The 17,838-nt window shown below is 70.6% G+C and carries 15 protein-coding genes, 2 tRNA genes and 1 other RNA gene; all 18 read left to right on the top strand.

All coding sequences use genetic code 11. The annotated features are described in order from the left end of the window. Positions 1-51: 51 nt before the first annotated feature. A complete protein-coding gene (locus VGW35_11610; protein HEV8308303.1) occupies positions 52-1,374 on the top strand; it encodes an MFS transporter in 1,323 nt (440 codons plus the stop codon). Continuing rightward, positions 1,367-1,696 carry a DUF721 domain-containing protein gene (locus tag VGW35_11605; GenBank protein ID HEV8308302.1) on the top strand — a complete coding sequence of 110 codons (330 nt, stop codon included), beginning with the start codon at positions 1,367-1,369 and terminating at the stop codon, positions 1,694-1,696. Before VGW35_11610 ends, VGW35_11605 begins: the two co-directional genes overlap by 8 nt. Further along, on the top strand, positions 1,696-3,453 hold the full coding sequence (locus VGW35_11600) for a tetratricopeptide repeat protein (GenBank protein ID HEV8308301.1): 1,758 nt from the start codon (positions 1,696-1,698) through the stop codon (positions 3,451-3,453). The genes VGW35_11605 and VGW35_11600 overlap by 1 nt, the downstream gene beginning before the upstream one ends. A 34-nt stretch (positions 3,454-3,487) precedes the next feature. Continuing rightward, positions 3,488-4,264 carry a hypothetical protein gene (locus VGW35_11595; protein ID HEV8308300.1) on the top strand — a complete coding sequence of 259 codons (777 nt, stop codon included), beginning with the start codon at positions 3,488-3,490 and terminating at the stop codon, positions 4,262-4,264. A gap of 15 nt (positions 4,265-4,279) precedes the next feature. After that, positions 4,280-5,272, top strand: a complete 993-nt coding sequence (locus tag VGW35_11590) for a 4-(cytidine 5'-diphospho)-2-C-methyl-D-erythritol kinase (protein ID HEV8308299.1) — start codon at positions 4,280-4,282, stop codon at positions 5,270-5,272. Then, positions 5,252-5,326, top strand: a tRNA-Gln gene (locus tag VGW35_11585). Before VGW35_11590 ends, VGW35_11585 begins: the two co-directional genes overlap by 21 nt. A gap of 76 nt (positions 5,327-5,402) precedes the next feature. Continuing rightward, positions 5,403-6,341, top strand: coding sequence for a ribose-phosphate pyrophosphokinase (locus VGW35_11580; GenBank protein HEV8308298.1), 939 nt, complete (start codon positions 5,403-5,405; stop codon positions 6,339-6,341). A gap of 15 nt (positions 6,342-6,356) precedes the next feature. Continuing rightward, complete coding sequence (locus VGW35_11575; protein ID HEV8308297.1) at positions 6,357-7,064, top strand: 50S ribosomal protein L25; 708 nt, start codon at positions 6,357-6,359, stop codon at positions 7,062-7,064. Positions 7,065-7,118: 54 nt separating this feature from the next. Continuing rightward, positions 7,119-7,673: an aminoacyl-tRNA hydrolase gene (gene pth / locus VGW35_11570; GenBank protein HEV8308296.1), complete on the top strand. Its 555-nt coding sequence runs from the start codon at positions 7,119-7,121 to the stop codon at positions 7,671-7,673. A gap of 249 nt (positions 7,674-7,922) precedes the next feature. Further along, positions 7,923-8,117: a 30S ribosomal protein S21 gene (gene rpsU, locus VGW35_11565; GenBank protein ID HEV8308295.1), complete on the top strand. Its 195-nt coding sequence runs from the start codon at positions 7,923-7,925 to the stop codon at positions 8,115-8,117. Positions 8,118-8,139: 22 nt separating this feature from the next. Next, positions 8,140-10,488: an endonuclease MutS2 gene (locus VGW35_11560; protein ID HEV8308294.1), complete on the top strand. Its 2,349-nt coding sequence runs from the start codon at positions 8,140-8,142 to the stop codon at positions 10,486-10,488. Between the two features lie 58 nt (positions 10,489-10,546). Continuing rightward, a complete protein-coding gene (gene dnaG, locus VGW35_11555) occupies positions 10,547-12,406 on the top strand; it encodes a DNA primase (GenBank protein HEV8308293.1) in 1,860 nt (619 codons plus the stop codon). After that, the gene (gene rpoD, locus VGW35_11550; protein HEV8308292.1) at positions 12,403-14,163 is read left to right on the top strand and encodes an RNA polymerase sigma factor RpoD; all 1,761 of its coding nucleotides are present in this window, start codon (positions 12,403-12,405) and stop codon (positions 14,161-14,163) included. The genes dnaG and rpoD overlap by 4 nt, the downstream gene beginning before the upstream one ends. A 110-nt stretch (positions 14,164-14,273) precedes the next feature. Next, positions 14,274-14,349, top strand: a tRNA-Ile gene (locus VGW35_11545). Between the two features lie 6 nt (positions 14,350-14,355). Beyond that, on the top strand, positions 14,356-15,063 hold the full coding sequence (locus tag VGW35_11540) for a C4-type zinc ribbon domain-containing protein (GenBank protein HEV8308291.1): 708 nt from the start codon (positions 14,356-14,358) through the stop codon (positions 15,061-15,063). Positions 15,064-15,126: 63 nt separating this feature from the next. Beyond that, positions 15,127-15,525, top strand: an RNA gene (rnpB, locus tag VGW35_11535) — RNase P RNA component class A. 459 nt (positions 15,526-15,984) lie between these two features. Further along, positions 15,985-16,944, top strand: a complete 960-nt coding sequence (locus tag VGW35_11530) for a sugar ABC transporter permease (protein ID HEV8308290.1) — start codon at positions 15,985-15,987, stop codon at positions 16,942-16,944. Then, positions 16,941-17,816 carry a carbohydrate ABC transporter permease gene (locus VGW35_11525; GenBank protein HEV8308289.1) on the top strand — a complete coding sequence of 292 codons (876 nt, stop codon included), beginning with the start codon at positions 16,941-16,943 and terminating at the stop codon, positions 17,814-17,816. The genes VGW35_11530 and VGW35_11525 overlap by 4 nt, the downstream gene beginning before the upstream one ends. Positions 17,817-17,838 lie beyond the last annotated feature (22 nt).

Genomic DNA, 17,838 nt, shown 5'->3' with positions numbered 1-17,838 from the left:
TTGTGGCCGTTCGCGCGCGCGTGCTAGGATAGCCGTTCGAGCGCGACCCCGATGAGTTCCCCCACGCCCCTGTTCTTCTCCCCGCGCTACGCCCGGTACGCGCTCTGGGTGCTGTTCACGATCAACCTGTTCAATTACATCGACCGCCAGATCATCTTCGGAGTGTTCCCGCTCGTTCAGGCCGACCTCGAGCTGTCCGACGCCGAGCTCGGGTGGCTGGCCTCCGCGTTCGTCTTCCTCTACCTGCTCGGGTCCATTCCGCTCGGCGTCCTGGGCGATCGGCTCCCGCGGAATCGGCTGATCGGAGTCGGCGTGGCCGTCTGGGGCGCCGCGACCTTCCTGTCCGGCCTGGCCCGCTCCTATGGGCAGCTCTTCTTCACGCGGGCGCTGGTCGGCATCGGCGAGGCGTCCTACGGGCCGACGGCCACCGCCATGGTGTCGGACTTCTTCCCGAAGGCGCGGCGGGGCTTCGTGAACAGCCTCTTCAACGCGGCCATCCCGGTGGGCGGGGCCATCGGCGTGACGGTCGGCGGGCTCGTCGGCAGCCGCTTCGGGTGGCGCGGCGCGTTTCTCCTGATCGGCATCCCCAGCCTCGTCCTGGCCGTGCTGGCCTGGCGCCTCGCGGACCCGCCGCGGGGCGGGCAGGACGTCGCGCCCGAGGAGGACCCCGTCCTGCTGGCCCTCCCGGCCCCCGCGGCGCCGGGACTGGTAGTGGGCATTCTCGGGCTGTTCCGCACGCCGACCTTCGTCATGGTCTGCGCCGTCGGGATGCTGGTGGCCTTCGCGACGGGGGCGTTCGCGGCGTGGCTGCCGAGCTATCTGCACCGGGTGAAAGGGTTCTCCGTCCTCGAGGCGTCCATCTGGTACGGCTCGCTCTCGGCCAGCGCGGGACTCCTCGGGGTGATCGTCGGCGGGCTGATCGGCGATGCCCTGGCGCGCCGGACCGCGGCGGGCCACTTGCTCACGATCGCAGGCGGCTTCATCCTGTCCGCCCCGTTCGCGCTGGTGTTCCTCCTCCACGACGACCGCTCGGTGTTCCTGCCCGCCCTGTTCCTGGCCGTGTTCTTCCTCGTGCTCTACGTCGGCAGCGTCAACGCCGTGATTCACAACGTCGTGAACCCCTCGCTGCGGGCCACGGCGGTGGCGATCTTCGTGTTCCTGATCCACCTCGGCGGCGATTTCCTCTCGCCGGGCATCGTGGGGCTCATCTCGGATCGACGCCGATCACTCCAGGCGGCCATGCTCCTCCTGCCCGTCGTGGTCTTCTTCGCGGGCGTGATCGCCCTGGCGGCGGTGGCGGTCGTGGCGGCCGACATGCGCCGGGTCGAGCGGACCCTCGGCATGGTAAGCTCCGGACAAGCGCCCGATGGCTGAGCCGGTCCGCGTCGGGGACCTCCTGGGGACCCTGCCAGGACTGACCGATCGCCTGGCCGAGGTCCGTCTGCTGGCGGCCTGGCCCGAAATCGCGGGGCCGGCCGCGCGCCGGTCCCGGGCCGAGGGCATCGAAGGAGGCATTCTGCAGGTGGCCGTGGACGGCTCCGGCTGGCTTCACCGCCTCACGCTCACGGAAGAGGCGCTGCTGGCACGCTGCCGGGCCGTCGCGCCCACCGTGGAAGTCCGGGCCATCCGATTCCATCTGGCCCCGGCTGACGGCGGTCGGCCGTCGCCCGAGACCGCGGAAGGAGAGGTATCCTGATGAGGTTCACCCGCACCGGGTTGTGCGCCGCCGTGCTGCTGCTGCTCCTGGGATGCGCGGCGGTGCCGCACGGAGGCGCGGCGGCGACCGACGCCGGCTCCGCCACGGCCTCGACGGCCTCGACCTCGATCGCCGTTTCTCGGCGGCCGGCCGATCCGGCGGCCTACCTCCACACCGCCCTGGCCCTCCTCTACGCCCAGGCGGGACGCATGGGCGACGCGATCACCGAGATCAAGAAGGCCATCGACCGGGACCCGAAGAGTCCCGCGCTCTGGCTCACCCTCGCCAAGTGGCTGGGCCGGCAGGAGCAGTACACCGATGCCATGGCGGCGGCCCACCGGGCCCGGACCCTCGATCCCGGCGCCGTCGGCGCCTACATCACGCTGGCCGACCTCTACCACGCCCAGAAGAAGGACACGGAGGCGGTGGCCGAACTCGAGCAGGCGATCCGCCTGAACCCGCCCGCGACCGAGCCGTACGAGACCCTCGCCCGCTACTACGCCGAGCGGAAGGACTACGAGAAGGCCCGAGGCGTGCTCGAGCGGTTGCTCCAGGTCGACCCGAAACACGCACGGGCGCACTACCTGCTGGGTCGGCTCGCGGTCGAGCGGGAGGCTTGGGACGACGCCGTCCGCCTCCTCCGTCGGGCGGTCGAGCTCGACCCGGACCAGGACGGCGCCTGGGCCGCCCTCGCCTTCGTCTACGAGCAGCAGAAGAAAGACGACCAGGCGGTCGCCGTCTACCGGCAGGCGCTGGAGGCGAACCCGGACAACCCGGCGTTGCGCGACCGCCTCGGGGAGCTGCTGATCCGGCTCGGCAAGCTCCAGGACGCGAGCGAGGAGTACGCGACGCTGGCCGACCAGCTTCCCAGTGACCCCCGCGTGTGGACGAAGCTGGGAGCCGTCGAGTACGAGCGGAAGGCCTACGACAAGGCGATCGAGGCCTTCCAGCGCGTCCTCACGCTGGAACCCACCAACCTGCGCGCGCGCTTCTACCTCTCGTCCGCCTACCTCGACGCCGGGCGGGAGAAGGAGGCGCTCGAGGAGCTCCGGCAGGTCCTCCAGAGCGACCCCAAGTCGATCGATGCTCGGCTCCAGCTGGGCTTCCTCCACAGCCGCGCCAAGCGCTACGACGAGGCCATCAAGGTCCTGCAGGAGGCGATCAACCTCGACCCGAAGCGCCCCGAGCTCTTCCTCTACCTCGGGATGGCGTACTCCCGGGCCAACCAGCAGGACCGGGCGGTCCGCGCCTACGAGGAAGGGCTCACGCTCGACGACAAGCACAAGGATCTCCGCTTCCAGCTCGGCGTCGCCTACGAGAAGATGGGCAAGTTCGAGGACGCCGTGACCCAGTTCCGGCGGGTGATCGCGCTCGATCCCAAGCACGCCGAGGCCTACAACTACGTGGGCTACATGTTCGCCGAGAAGGGGATCCGGCTCGACGAGGCCGAGGGGCTCATCCGGAAGGCCCTCGAGCTCGAGCCCGAAAACGGGTACTTCGTCGACAGCCTGGGCTGGGCCTACTACCAGCAAGGCCGGTACGACGAGGCTCTTCGCGAGCTCAACCGGGCCATCGAGCTGACCAAGGGGAAAGAAGACGCCGTCATCTACGAGCACCTCGGGGATGCCCATCTCAAGATCGGCAACGACACCGAGGCGCTCCGGGCCTGGGAAAAATCGCTCGAGATCGACCCCGCCAACGAGGGCGTCAAGCGGAAGGTCGAGCAGGCCCGGCAGAAGCGGGAAGGCCGAAAGTAAGCTCGGCCGGTTCGGCCCCCGGGACATGCGGAGCGTGAAGACCGGCCCGCGGCGGCCGAACCGGCGCCTGGGCGCGCTCACCGCCCTCGTGCTCCTGGCCTCGAGCTGCGCCAGCGTCCCCGAACGCCGCCCGCCCGTCCTCGGCGGCGTGGCGGCCGGAGAGGCGGCCGAGCTCGTGCGTCGCTGGGAGCGGGAGTGGCAGGCGTTCTCGGGCCTGCGGGCCGCCGTCGACCTGACGGTGGTGCGACAGGGACGGGCCCAGCGGAGCGCGGGCGCGCTTCTCGTCTCGCCGACCCGGCTTCGCTTCGAGGCCATCAGCCCGCTGGGCCTGCCCGCGCTCATCGTCACCACCGGGCCCGAGTCCCTCACCATCTATAGCCCCACCGAGCGGAAGGCGTGGCGGGCGCGGCCGACTCCTGAATCGATGAATCGCTGGCTCGGGGTCCCGGTCCGCCCGGAGACGCTCATCCGGCTGCTGGCCGGACACGTCCCGACGCCCCCGCCGGGCGTCGCCGTTCGCGTCGCCGAGGATCGCGGCGCCCACATCGTGTTCGAGGCGGACGGCGCCCGCCAGCGAGTCTGGGTGACGGCCGAGGGCCAGCCGGCACGGCTCCAGCTCGAGAACGGCGAGCGTCTGACCGTCACGTTCGAGCGAGCCCTCGGGGGGGGCCTGCAGGAGCTCGTGGTGGAGGCGCCGGGTCGGAGTCTGGAGGCCCATCTCCGATACGTCTCGGGCGAGAACATGGCCCCGCCGCCCGACGCCTTCGAGCTCCCCATCCCGCCAGGCGTGCCGATCGAAGCCGTTGATTGACAGGAAACCCCCGTCATGCTAGGGTTTTCCGTGCTCGAACGCGGGCGGCACCTCACCGTGCGGGCCCGGGCGAAGGTGAATCTGGGCCTCGAGGTGCTGGGCCGTCGGGCCGATGGGTACCACGAGCTCCTGACCTTCCTCGCGGCCATCGATCTGGCCGATCGGGTGACCCTCGAGACCATCCAGCCCGAGGCGCCCGGGTCTTCCGGCATCGAGGTCGCGTGCGACGCCCCGGGCGTGCCCCGGGGCCGAGACAATCTCGCGTGGCGCGCGGCGGAGCTGATCCGGCGCGAGGGGCAGGTCCGCGTGGGGGCGCGGATTCGGATCGCGAAGGCGATCCCGGTGGCGGCGGGACTCGGCGGTGGATCGGCCGATGCGGCGGCGGTCCTCGTCGGCCTGAGTCGGCTGTGGGGGCTCTCGCTCGCGCCGGCGCGACTGCTCGCGCTGGCGACCAAGCTCGGGATGGACGTCCCGTTCTTCCTGGGGCAGAGTCCGGCACTCGGGGCGGACCGAGGGGAGCGACTCGCGGCCGTTCCGCCGCATCAGTCGCTGGCGGTCGTTCTGGTGAACCCGGGCTTTCCGCTGCCGACCCGGGACGTCTACGCGCGGCTCCGGCCGGTGGACTTCACCGACGGCACGCGGGTCCGGACCCTGGTGGCGGCGCTGGGCGACGGGGCCGCGGCCGTCGCGTCGCGCGTCGTGAACGGCCTGGAGCCGGCCGCGCTGTCGCTCTGGCCGGGATTGGGGGATGTCAAGGCGGCCCTCCTCGACGCCGGAGCGCTCGGGGCGGTGATGTCGGGGAGCGGTCCGACGGTCATCGGGATCGCGGCCTCTCGCGCAGCCGCGCTACGCATCCGCGCGGCACTGGCCACGGGCGGGGGGCCGAGGTGGTCGGTCTGGGTGGCCCGGACCGTCGCGGGTCCGGTGCTCTCGATCGGCGACGGCGAGGACGCGGGCCCGGCGAAGGCCCGGCGGCAGGAGGCGGCTTGGGGCGTGGCCAAGCGGTAAGGCGCGGGACTTTGGATCCCGTATTCGCAGGTTCGAATCCTGCCGCCCCAACCACCGCCCACCCGGCCCGTCGGGCGGAGGGAGGGCCGCAACCGAGACGACGGCCATCGGGGAGCAACGAGGAGACGCCATGCCGTACGAGCTGAAGCTCTTCTCGGGCAATGCCCACCGGGCCCTGGCCGAAGAGATCGCGGCGATGCTCGGCGTCCCGCTGGGTCAGGCCGAGGTGGCGCGGTTCTCGGACGGCGAGGTGTTCGTGCAGATCGACGAGAACGTCCGCGGAACGGACGTGTTCGTCGTCCAGCCCACCTGCCCGCCGGTCAACGACAACCTCATGGAGCTCCTGGTGATGCTCGACGCCTTCAAGCGGGCCTCCGCCCAGCGCATCACCGCCGTGCTCCCCTACTACGGGTACGCGCGCCAGGACCGCAAGGTGCAGCCCCGTGTCCCGATCTCCGCGAAGCTCGTGGCCGATCTGCTGACCGTCGCCGGCGCCCAGCGCCTGCTGGCGATCGATCTCCACGCGGGCCAGATCCAGGGCTTCTTCGACATTCCCGTGGATCATCTCTTCGCCGCCCCGGTCATCATCGACTACGTCGCCCAGCGGGGCTGGACGGACCTGGTGGTCGTCTCCCCCGACGCCGGCGGCGTGGAGCGAGCCCGGGCCATCGCCAAGCGGCTCTACGCCGGCCTGGCGATCATCGACAAGCGGCGGGAAAGCGCCAATGTCTCGGTGTTCATGCGCCTGATCGGCGACGTCAAGGGGCGCGACGTCCTGATCATCGACGACATGATCGACACCGCCGGGACGCTGGTCCAGGCGGCTGACGCCCTCGAGCGCGAGGGGGCCCACCGCATCTTCGCCTGCGGCGTCCACCCGGTCCTGTCGGGGCCGGCGATGGCGCGACTCGAACGGGCCCCGATCGACGAAGTCGTCGTGACCAACTCGATCCCGCTGGCCAAGGACAAGCAGCATCCCAAGATCACGGTCCTCTCGGTGGCTCCGCTCCTGGCGGAGGCGATCCGACGCATTCACGACGAGGAGTCCGTGTCCACGCTATTCGTGTGATGAGGGAGTCCGGTCATGGAAATTCGTGAGCTCACGGTGGAGCGCCGCGACAGCCGCGGCAAGGAGGCGGCCCGGCGCCTGCGGCGGCGCGGGCTGATTCCCGCCATTCTCTACGGCGCCCGTTCCGAACCCCTGCCGCTCTCGGTGTCGCCCAAGGACGTGCAGCGGGTCCTCCACGCCCACGCCGGGGGCGGCGTGCTGGTGAACCTGCGCCTGCTCGGCGAGCCGGACGCCCGGACGGCCGTCGTGCGCGACCTCCAGTTCGATCCCGTTCGCGAGACACTCCTCCATGTCGACCTCCAGGCCGTCCGCATGGACGAGGAGATCACCGTCGAGGTCCCGATCCATGTGATCGGCGAAGCGGCCGGGGTCAAGGAGCAGAGCGGGGTCCTCGCCGTCCTCCTCCGCACCGTGGCCGTGGCGTGCCTTCCCTCGCTCATTCCCGAGCGGCTCGACGTCGATGTCTCGGCCCTCCGCATCCACGACGTCCTCACGGTCGCCGACCTGAGACCGCCGGAGGGCGTCCGGGTGACCACGCCCTCCACCCAGCCCGTCGTCACCGTCTCGCCGCCCATGGCCGAGGAGGTTGCGGCGCCGACGGCGGCTCCGGCGGCGGAGCCCGAGGTCGTCACCGAGCGCAAGCCGGAGGAAGGCAAAGAAGAGGAGGCGGGAAAGCCCGAGGCCAAGGCCGAGCCGAGAGCGAAGAAGGAAAAGGAAAAGTAGCGCCCGCCGGGTGCTCGGACGCCGACCCCGGGACGGCCGCCAGAGACCACCACGGTGCCGTCGGTTCCGCAGCTGGTCGTCGGCCTCGGCAATCCGGGCCCGGCCTACCAGGACACGCGGCACAACGTGGGCCAGGCGGTCCTCGATCGCCTGGCCCAGCGGTTGGGTGGTCGCTTTCGACTCCGGGGGCCGGCCGTCCTCGCGGAGACGACGTGGAACGGCGCGCCGCTCCATCTCGCCAAGCCCGTCACCTTCATGAACGTCGTCGGGCCGGGGGTGGCGCGGCTCCTCCGCGACCTCGGGCTCGACCCGACGACCCTGATCGTGGTCCACGACGACATCGACCTTCCGTTCGGCCGGGTGCGCATTCGCCACAAGGGTCGCCATGGCGGGCACAATGGGGTGCGCTCGCTCATCGACGCCCTCGGCACCGAGGGATTCCGGCGGGTCAAGGTGGGCGTTGGCCGACCCGACACCAAGGACGAAGTGGTCGACTGGGTGCTGGCCGGCTTCGACTCGGCCGAGCGAGAGGCGCTCCCGGTCATCCTCGAGCAGGCCGCGGACGCGGTGCTCCGGCTGGCGGCCTCCCCGCCGGCGCGGGACGCGTGAGAGATCGGAGGGGTGTTGGAACACCCCCTCCGAAGCCTCCCCCAGGAATCGTGGCGGCGACAAAAGCCGCTGCTCGGAGCGACCATGCGGGTGGTCGGCGGTCACGCATGAGGGCGCGCCCCCTTCGCCGAGAGGCTTTCCCACCAAGGGCTGAGATCCGGGTGTCCCGCAATGGACAGGGTGGGGGGATTGTGGTATAAACTAAACGTTTATCCGGTCGAGCGTCGGAGGGAAGGGGGGAACCGCGAGTTGACGAAGGTCATCGTAGAACCAGACGAGTCCTTCGAGAGCGCGCTCAAACGCTTCAAGAAGCAGTGCGAGAAGGCCGGCCTTCTCTCCGAGCTCAAGAAGCGCCAGCACTACGAGAAGCCCAGCGTTCGGCGGAAGCGCAAGGCGCTGGCGGCACGCAAGAAAGCCAAGCGGCGGGAGCGATACTCGGACTGAGCTCGCGCCCGTCGAGGTGGAGTTGACCCCCGGGGACGTTCTCGGCTGGGAGGCATTTCGCGCGTTTCTGGCCCGCTTCGCTGTGACCCCCCTCGGGCGCGAGCGCGCGCTGGTGCTCGCGCCGAGTGACACGCTGACGGTCATCCAGGCCGCCCTTCAGGAAACCGGAGAGACGCGAGCCGCCCTCACCTGCGAGGGCGACCCTCCGTGGGACGGGGTGAGCGACATCCGGCCCGCGCTGGCCGAGGCGGCTCCCGACGGCGCCGCGCTCGAGGGCGCCGCGCTCGTCGCCCTCGGACGGACCCTCGCCGCCGCCGAGCGCCTCCATGACTACGGCCGGCGTGTCGCCCACGTCGCCCCGACCATCAGTGAGCGGTGCCGGCGGGTTCCGGCCTGTCCCGACCTGGCGGCCGCGCTCGCCCACGACCTCGATGCCGAGGGCCGTCTGCTCGACCGCGCCAGCCCGCGGCTGCGGACCATCCGGCGCCAGATCGCCACGCTCCGGGCCGAGCTCCAGGCCCGGCTCGAAGGGCTCCTCGATCGGCCGACCGTGGCCCCGGCGCTCCAGGAGCGGTACATCACCGTCCGCAACGGCCGGTACGTGCTGCCGGTCCGCGGTGACGCCCGGCGAGCGATCCGCGGCATCGTCCACGATCGCTCCGGGAGCGGGGCGACCCTCTTCATCGAGCCCGAGGAGGTCATCGAGCTGAACAACCAGCTCACCCAGCGCGGCCTCGAGGAGCGCGACGAGGAGGCGCGGCTCCTGCGCGAGCTCACGCGTCGGGTGTGCCGCCACCTCGGTGAGCTCGACCTGACCGTCGAGGGGCTCGCCACGGTCGACCTCGCGTTCGCGCGGGCGGGTCTCGCCGAGCGGCTCGGCGCCACCGCGCCCGAGGTCCAGGACGGCGGCGACCTCGACCTGCGGGGGGCCCGGCATCCCCTGCTCGTCCTGCAGCAGTGGGAGGGGGGCAGCCCGGTCGTGCCCGTGGACGTTCGAGTGCCGGCCGAGCGTCCCGGCCTCCTCATCACCGGACCCAACGCCGGCGGCAAGACAGTGGCCCTGGAGACGGCCGGGCTCCTCGTCCTGATGGCCCAGGCGGGGTGTCACCTGCCGGTCGAGCCAGGCAGCCGCCTCCCGCTCTGCGATCGGGTCTTCGCGGTGATCGGGGACGACCAAAGCCTTGCCCAGAACCTCTCGACCTTTTCCTCCTTCGTGCGCCAGCTGCGCGACATCCTCGATGCCGCCACCTCCCGCTCGCTCGTGCTGCTCGACGAGCTGGGGGCGGGCACCGATCCCGCCGAGGGCGCGGCGCTCGGGGCGGCCCTCGTCGAGGCACTCCTCGACCGGGGCGCCCGCGTGATCGCCACCACTCACCTGGAGCCGTTGAAGGTCTTCGCCCAGCTGGAGCCTCGTCTCGAGAACGCCAGCGTCGCCTTCGACGCCGAGCGGCTCGCGCCGACCTTCCGCCTCGAGTACGGGCGTCCCGGGCCGAGCTACGCGCTGACCATCGGCGAGCGGCTGGGCCTGCCGTCGACTGTCATCGCGCGCTCGCGCGCGCACCTCTCGGAGGCCAGCCGGCGCATCGAGACGCTCCTGGCCGACCTCGCGACACGCGAGCGCGAGGCCGAGACCCGGGTGGCCGATGCCGCGCGCCGCGAGGCCGAGGCGGCCGCGGCTCTCGACCACGCCCGGCGCGCCCTGGCCCAGGCCGAAGCGGAGGCAGCCGGCGTGCGCCGGAGCGCTCACGCCGAGGCGCGCGCCCTGCTCGGCGATGCGCGCCGACGCGTGGGGCAAGAGCTCGACCGGCTGAAGACCGAGGAGGCCACGCGGCGGCGGGCGCAGGAAGCCTACCATCGCCTCCGCAGCGCCGAGGCCGAGCTGCCGGCGCCGCCGACCGAGCCCGCGGAGGCCTCGCGGGTCGACGCCGAGCCGGGCGAGGTCCGCCTGCGGGGCCTCGGGCTCCGGGGCCGCATCGTCGCCGAAGACGCCGGCCTCGTCACGGTGCAAGCCGGGAGCCTCACCGTCCGGGTGCCGCGGAGCGAGGTCGAGTCGGCGCCGGCCGCCCGGGGCCGCGCCCGGACACCCGCCATCTCGGTGCCCGAGCGGCACGACGTGCCTCGCGAGCTCCACCTGCTCGGGTGGACCACCGACGAGGCGCGCGTCGCCGTCGAGAAGTTCCTGGACGACGCGGTCCTGGCCGGCCACGACACGGTGCGCGTCGTCCATGGCAAGGGGACGGGGGCGCTCAAGCGCGCCGTCGAGGCGTGCCTGCGCGCGCATCCCCTGGTCAGCGCCTTCCGGGCGGGCAGGCCCGGGGAGGGCGGGGCCGGCGCCACGGTGGTCGAGCTGGTGGAAGGTCGGCGCGACTGATGAGCTTCCCGGGCCGAGACCCGAGCGGTGGGTCGGGCGATGGCGAGGCGAGACGCCCATGATGGTGCCGTCCGATGTGCTCGATGACATCCGGACCCGCGTCGACCTCGTGGACCTCATCGGGAGCTACGTGCCCCTCAAGCGGGCCGGCGAGCGCTGGAAGGGCCTGTGTCCCTTCCATCAGGAGAAGACGCCCTCGTTCACGGTCAACCCGAAGCTCGGCATCTTCCACTGCTTCGGCTGTCACGCCGGCGGGGACGCCTTCGAGTTCCTCAAGCGGCACGACCGGCTCGAGTTCCCCGAGGCCGTGCGGCTCCTCGCCGAGCGGACCGGGGTCGCGCTCCCATCGCGCGCGGAGCCGGGGGCGCGGGCCGAGACAGGCGCCCGCGAAGCGCTCTATCGCCTGGTGGAGTGGACCGCGCACCGATACGAGACGTGGCTCTGGGACAGGGACGACGCCCAGCGGGCGCGGGGGTATCTGGCCGAGCGCGGCATCGCCCTCGAGGTGGCGCGCACGTTTCGGCTCGGCTACGCCCCCGAGGGGTGGGACCACCTCCTCTCGGCGGCGCGCGCCGAGGGGTTCGGCGCCGACGCGCTGGTGGGAGCCGGGCTCGTCCTGGTTCGCCAGACCGGGAGCGGTCACTACGACCGGTTCCGTGGCCGGCTCATCTTCCCCATCGCCGACAGCCAGGGGCGCGTGATCGCCTTCGGCGGCCGCGCTCTCGGCGGCGAAGAGCCGAAGTATCTCAACTCCCCCGAGACCCCCCTCTACCAGAAGGGTCAGACCCTCTACGCGCTCCATCTCGCGCGGGAGCGGATGGCGGTCTCCCGGCGCGCGCTCCTGGTCGAAGGCTACATCGACTGCCTGATGGCGCACCAGCACGGCTTCGGGGAGACCGTCGCGGTCCTCGGGACGGCGCTGACGCCCCACCACCTCGGCCTCCTCCGGCGGTACGCGGACGAGGTCGTGCTCTTCTTCGACGCCGACCGGGCCGGCATCGACGCCGCCCGCCGGGCCGAAGAGCTCCTGGAGCACTCGGCCGACCCTCACTGGTGGGCGCTCGACCGGAAGCCGAACACGCTGGCCAAGAGCGGGCTCCGCCTCAAGGTGGCGACGCTCAGCGCCGGGCACGATCCCGACACCTTCCTGCGGCAGGAGGGGCGGGAGGCCTTCGAGGCGCGGTGCGCGGCGGCCCGCAACCTCCTCCTGTTCGCGATCGACCGGATCTTCGCGGAGGAAGACACCACCAGCCCGCGGGGCAAGACGACGGGGGTGGCGCGGATCGCGCTCCTGCTCTCCAAAGTCCAGGACGCCGACGAGGCGATCGAGCTCGGTCGCGAGGCCGCCCGCCGCCTCGGCATCGACCCGAGCGACCTGTGGAACCAGGCCCAGCGCCTCGGGGCGGCGGTGCGACGTCCGGTCCCGCCGGCCGCTCCCGGGGCGCCCCCGGCTCCGCCCGGCTCGTTCGAGCGCGATCTGGTCCAGCTGCTGGTGCAGGTTCCGGAGGCGCGCACGGAGCTGGCCCCCCTGGCCAATCCGCAGGACCTCGCCCACGCCGCGCTCCGCGCGATCCTGGTCGGCCTCGAGGCCCATCCGGACGCCAGTCCGGCGGCCCTGGTGCAACAGCTGCCGGGCGAGCCCGAGCGCGCGCTCCTGTCCCGGTTGCTGGTCGAGGAGCGGACCTGGCCCGATCCCGTGGCGACCCTCATCGACGACTTGCGGCGACGCCTGGAGCGTCGCCGTCATCTGCGTCGCATCCGCGAGATCAGTCAAGCCATCGCCCAGGTCCAGGCTGCCGGTGGCACCGGAGTGGAGGACCTGCAGCTGGCCCTCCAGGGCGAGGCGCGGCGGGTCCGCGAGCTCTCGACCGACCCCAGTGCGCCGAAATCCCAATTCAGGGAGGATGTTCGTCCATGAGTGACGACCCCAAGCTCGAAGAGCTGGACAAGCTGATCTCCATGGGTAAGCAGAAAGGGTACGTCACCTACGACGAGGTGAACGATGCCCTTCCCTCGGACCTGGTCTCCCTGGACCAGCTCGACGACATCATGATGATGTTCGGCGCCATGGACATCGAAGTGGTGGACTCCGCCAAGGCCGCGCGGATCCCCGCCGAGATCGAGGACGCCATCGACGAGCGGGAAGAGCCCGCGGCCAGTGAGAGCGGGGAGCCCATCGATCTCACGCCCGGGCCCATCGGGCGCACCGAGGACCCGGTCCGCATGTACCTCCGCGAGATGGGGCGCGTCTCCCTCCTCACGCGCGAGGGCGAGATCGCGCTCGCCAAGCGGATCGAGGAGGGCAAGGAAGAGGTCACCCGCGCCGTCATGGGGACGAACCTCGCCAAGCGCGAGTTCCAGGCGCTGCGGGAGGGCCTCCGGAAGGGCCGCATCGCGGTGCGGGACATCGTCGACAGCTCCGACGAGGACTTCGTGGAGGAGAAGGAGGACGAGCTGGTCCGTGACGTGCTGGCCGGCCTCGCCCTCGTCGACCGGCTGGTGCGCGAGACGCAGGCGCTCTACCGCGAGCGGAAGAAGCACGGCCCTCGCCACACGAGGCGCCAGAAGGTGGAGCTCGCCGTCCGGACCAAGGAAGAGCGGATCTTCTCCACCCTGCGGGAGATCGGCCTCAACTCCGGCGTCATCGAGCGGCTGGCCCAGCGTCTCAAGCAGATGGTGGCCAAGGTTCAGAAGGCCGAGCGAGAGATCGGACTCTGGGGCGATCCGGAGAAGGGGAAGCCGGACGAGTTCCACGCCTTTTTCGCCTCGCTCGACGACGCCGAGGACTTCGACCTCCTGAACACCCCGGCCGACCGCCGGCTGGCCCCCCGCGAGCGGTGGAAGCGGTACGCGGTGCGGAAGATCAAACGGGTCGAGTCGGACGGCGAGGCCAAGGTGGACGAGCTCAAGCGCATCGTCCGGGTGATCCGGGGCGGCGAGGAGAAGGCGGCCCAGGCCAAGAAGGAGATGGTGGAGGCCAACCTGCGGCTGGTGATCTCCATCGCCAAGAAGTACACCAACCGCGGGCTCCAGTTCCTCGACCTCATCCAGGAAGGGAACATCGGCCTCATGAAGGCCGTGGACAAGTTCGAGTACCGCCGTGGGTACAAGTTCTCGACCTACGCCACCTGGTGGATCCGCCAGGCCATCACCCGGGCCATCGCCGATCAGGCCCGGACGATCCGGATTCCCGTGCACATGATCGAGACGATCAACAAGCTCATCCGGACCTCCCGGCAGCTCGTCCAGGAGCTGGGCCGCGAGCCGACCCCCGAGGAGATCGCCGTCAAGATGGACGTGCCCGTGGAGAAGGTGCGCAAGGTCCTCAAGATCGCCCAGGAGCCGATCAGCCTGGAAACGCCCATCGGCGAGGAGGAGGACAGCCACCTGGGCGACTTCATCGAGGACAAGCAGGTCGTCTCGCCGGTGGAGTCCATCATCGGGCTCTCCCTTCGGGAGCAGACGAACAAGGTCCTGGCGACGCTGACGCCGCGCGAGGAGAAGGTCCTCCGGCTGCGCTTCGGCCTCACCGACGGGTGCGAGCACACGCTGGAGGAGGTCGGACAGGACTTCGCGGTGACCCGCGAGCGGATCCGCCAGATCGAGGCCAAGGCCCTCCGCAAGCTGCGCCACCCGTCGCGGTCGAAGAAGCTCAGGAGCTTCCTGGAATCGTGACCGCTGCGGCACCGAGCCCCGTCGCCCCGGGTCGTCCTCGGCCCCTGGAGTCACGACTCGGCGAGCCGAATTTGTGTCGCTCCGGGAAATCTGTTAGCATCGCCAATTGCGGGCCCATAGCTCAACTGGCAGAGCCACCGGCTCATAACCGGTCGGGTCCTGGTTCGAGTCCGGGTGGGCCCACCATCTGACATGAATCTCGATCTTCAGCGGCTTCACGACCTGCAGACCCTCGACACCCGCATCAGCGGTCTCGAGCGGAGGCTCGAGGCGATCCCGGTCCGCGTCAAGGCCATCCGAGAGGCCTACGAGCGGGCGAAGTCGACCGTCGAGTCCCTGCGGGCCAAGCTCGATGTCGGGCGCAAGGAAATCCGCGCCAAGGAGAAGGAGCTGGACTACCAGGCCAGCCAGCGGGCCAAGTGCGAGGCGAGGCTCTACGAGGTCAAGACCAACAAGGAGTACTCGGCCGTCCTCGCCGAGATCGAGTCGCTGAAGGTCGAGAAGGGGCGCATCGAGGAAGAGGTCCTGGCCCTCATGGAGGCCCAGGAGCGCATGACCCGCGAGATCGGCGAGGCCGAGGCGCGCCTCCGGCGGGAAGAGGAGGAGTCCAAGCGCCAGGAGGCCGCCGCCACCGAAGAGCTCCGGGCGCTGGAGACCGATCTGGCTGGCGTCCGCGCGGAGCGCGAGTCCCTCGCCCGCGACGTCACCCGAGACCTCCTTCAGCACTACATGCGCCTCCTGCGGGGGCGCGGGGGGCTGGCCGTGGCCATCGTCGGCCAGAACGGTATGTGCTCGGGATGCCGGATCTCCCTGACTCCTCAGCGCTTCAACGAGGTCCGCCAGTCGAGCCAGATCCTCCCCTGCGAGTCCTGCGGGCGAATCCTCTACTACCAGCCCTGAGTTCTCGGAAGGGGCCGCGACGGTTCCTTCCTGCGCCTCGCGGTATAATGGTTCGTCGGCGCCAGAGGCCGTCGGGCGGTCGCCGGTCCCTTTGGGGACCGGAGGAAAGTCCGGGCACCACAGGGCAGGGTGCTGGATAACATCCAGGGGGGGCAACCCCACGGAGAGTGCCACAGAAAGCAGACCGCCCCGGCTCCCGCGGGGGGCCGGGGTAAGGGTGAAACGGTGCGGTAAGAGCGCACCAGCGGCCCGGGTGACCGGGCCGGCTCGGCAAACCCCACCCGGTGCAAGGCCGAATAGGAGGGCAAGCCTCCCCTCGGGGAGGTGAAGGGTGGCCCGCCCGGGGCCCTCGGGTCAGGCCGCTCGAGCGGCCGGGTAACCGGTCGCCCAGAGGAATGACCGTCGCGTCAGCCCGGGATTCCGGCTGACGAACAGAACCCGGCTTACAGACGACCTCTGGCGCCGACTTTCCTCCTCAGGGCCCCGCCATCTGCTTGGCCTGCTGGTGCCTCTGCTTCCGGAATCGCATGGCGTCCATCCGTCTCGTCGGGGCGAAGGAACAGGGGTGACGCCCGGAGGCGTCACCCCTGCGGGGGTCTCGACGCCGCGTCGTCGACCGACTACTTGACGCTTTCGATGCGGCTCACGACGTTACGGCCATCCTTGACCTCGTAGAGACCCTGACCTTCGTCCCCTCCTTGAGGTCGGACCAGGACGCGCTCTGGCCGTCCATCGTGACGGATCCGGCCTGGTCGAACTCGCACTTCACGTATGGCATCCGCCGGCGATGACGGACCGCCGCCGATCCGTCGCGGCGAGAACCGGGAGTGCCCCACGCCTCGCGCACGTGCCGGGCGGAGCGAGGGGCGTTGACAAAGCGCGCCCTTCGCGGAACAGTTCGAGTGGACCGGATCCGATCCCATGCGCCGCCCCGGCACCACGGCGCCCACCGCCGACGCCGCCGCTCGCCGTCCCGCGCTGGCCTGGCCGCGACCCTCGGCGTGGGAGCGGCTCACGCACAGCGAGGTGGCGCTGGCCTACGCCTTCGTCCTGCCCACCGTCCTCATCCTCGGCAGCGTCGTCGTCTACCCATTCCTCTCCGCCCTCTGGATCAGCCTCCAGTCCAAGGTCGCCGGCCTGCCCGGCCGGTTCGTGGGGCTGGCCAACTACGCGGAGCTGGCTCGCGACCCGAACTTCGCCCGGATCTTCTGCAACACGCTCTTCTACACCTTCTTCGCGGTCGTCCTGAAGTTCCTCATCGGCCTGGTGACCGCCCTCGTCCTCGCCGAGAAACGCCCCTTCAACGCCCTTTATCGCACCATTCTGTTCGTGCCCTGGGCGATCCCGACGGTGCTGGCCTCGCTGAACTGGTTGTGGGTCTACGACGAGTTCAACGGGCTCCTCAACGTCGTCCTCGTCCGCCTGGGACTCCTCACCGAGCCGGTGGCCTGGCTGGCCGAGCCGCGGCTGGCCATGTGGGCCGTCATCGCGGTCGTGGTCTGGAACGGGACGCCCTTCTACACGATGCACTTCCTGGCCGGGCTCCAGGCCATTCCCAAGGAGCTCTACGAGGCGGCCGAGGTGGACGGCGCGACCATCCTCCAGCGCTTTCGCCACATCACGATCCCGTCCATGAAGAACGTCTTCATGGTCACCGTCATGCTGTCCAGCGTCTTCACCTCCACCAGCCTGGTGGCCGTCCACATCCTGACCAACGGCGCCCCGGCCTTCCGCACCGACATCGTCCCCAACTTCTCCTACAACTTCGCCATCGTCAGCGGCCGGCTCGGGATCGGGTCGGCGGTGAACATCGTCTTCTTCCCGGTGCTCGTGTCGGTCGTGGTCCTGCTGAGTCGCCGCCTGCTCCGGCGGAGCCCATGATTGCCACCGGGTCCCGGCGCCCCTCGTGGTCGCGGAGCCGGACGCTCACCGGCCGGCTGACCTCCGGGCTCGCCTACGTGGTCCTGGCGGCGCTCATCGTCTGGACGCTCGGACCGCTCTACTGGATGGTGACGACCTCGTTCAAGATCCCCAACGAGATCTACGGGGCGGGTCTGTCGCTCTGGCCCCAGGAGCCGACCCTGGAGAATTTCGCGCTCCTCTTCCGGAAAACGCCGTACCTGCTCTACTTCCGCAACAGCCTGGTCGTCTCGTCGGCGACGACCCTGCTCTCCCTGCTGTTCGCGTCGCTCGGCGCCTACGCCCTCACGCGCCTTCGGTTTCCCGGGCGGACCGTCCTCGCCCAGGGCCTCGTCTACACGTACCTGATGCCGACCTCGATGCTGTTCATCCCCCTCTTGAGCATCCTGATGACGCTCGGGCTGCAGGACACCCGGACCGGCCTGGTGTGGGTCTACCTGGGCTTTACCGTGCCCTTCTGTACGTGGCTGCTGATGGGCTACTTCATGTCCGTCCCCATCGAGCTGGAGGAGGCGGGGCTGGTCGACGGCTGCAGTCGTCTGGGCGTGCTCTTCCGCATCGTGTTTCCGGTCACGCTACCCGCCCTCGCCGTCGTCGCCTTCTTCTCCTTCACGCTCTCCTGGAACGAGTACCTGTACGCCTCGGTCTTCGTCAGTAACGTGAACGTGCGGACGATCCCGACCGGTATCCCGAGCTTCATCGTGGAGGACGTCTTCTTCTGGGGTCCGATGATGGCCTCCACCCTGCTGAGCGCCATCCCACCCCTGGTCGTCTACTTCGTCTTCCAGCGACTCCTCATCGCCGGGTTGACCACCGGCGCCATCAAGGCATAGTCTGTCCCCACCCGAGCAAGGA

This window comes from Candidatus Methylomirabilota bacterium, assembly GCA_036005065.1.
Classification (GTDB): Bacteria; Methylomirabilota; Methylomirabilia; order Rokubacteriales; family DASRDR01; genus DASYQW01.
Note: the sequence above shows the minus strand (reverse complement) of the source record. Positions and strands in the feature narration are given on the sequence as shown.